This is a genomic window from Bacillus sp. JJ1474, assembly GCF_036965225.1.
In the GTDB taxonomy this organism is placed as follows: Bacteria; Bacillota; Bacilli; order Bacillales; family Cytobacillaceae; genus Cytobacillus.
Map to the genome: position 1 here is coordinate 1 of NZ_JBALPC010000007.1, position 486 is coordinate 486.

Annotated in this window: 1 protein-coding gene; it reads left to right on the forward strand. The window is 39.1% G+C overall.

The window, feature by feature from the left end; translation table 11 throughout:
• Window positions 1-486: hypothetical protein (locus V7164_RS00825; RefSeq protein ID WP_335353204.1), on the forward strand; the 486-nt coding region annotated here is incomplete at both ends.

Sequence of the window (486 nt, forward strand, 5' to 3'; positions counted from 1 at the left end):
CAGAAGAAGCCCAAGGCGAGGAAGCAGCAGAACCTACTGACGAAGCGAAAGACGAAGAAGCCACAGAAACTGAAAATACTAAAACTGACGAAAATGTATCAAATGAAAATGATGGATTATTTGAACAATGGGTAGTCGGAACATACCAATCCATCAGTAGTAACTATCAAAGTCTTATTGAATATTATCAAAAACTCATTGAGAAGCAATTTAATCAAACAGATTCTGAAATAATAGCTGAAGAGGAATCACAAGAAACTGAGGCAGACCCGTTATCGGATGTACCAGTGGATACGGGCATTGAAAATACGACTGAGTCAGAAGAAGCTACAGATACAGCTTTAGAAACAACTGAGGAAACCCCTGTCTCAGATGAAACGATTCCTTCTGAGGATGATGCAACAGATAGCCCGGTTGATTTAGGAACAGATGAAGTTGTAGATAACCAAGACTTAGTAGAAAATACGGAAGAAGATCAAGTAGTAG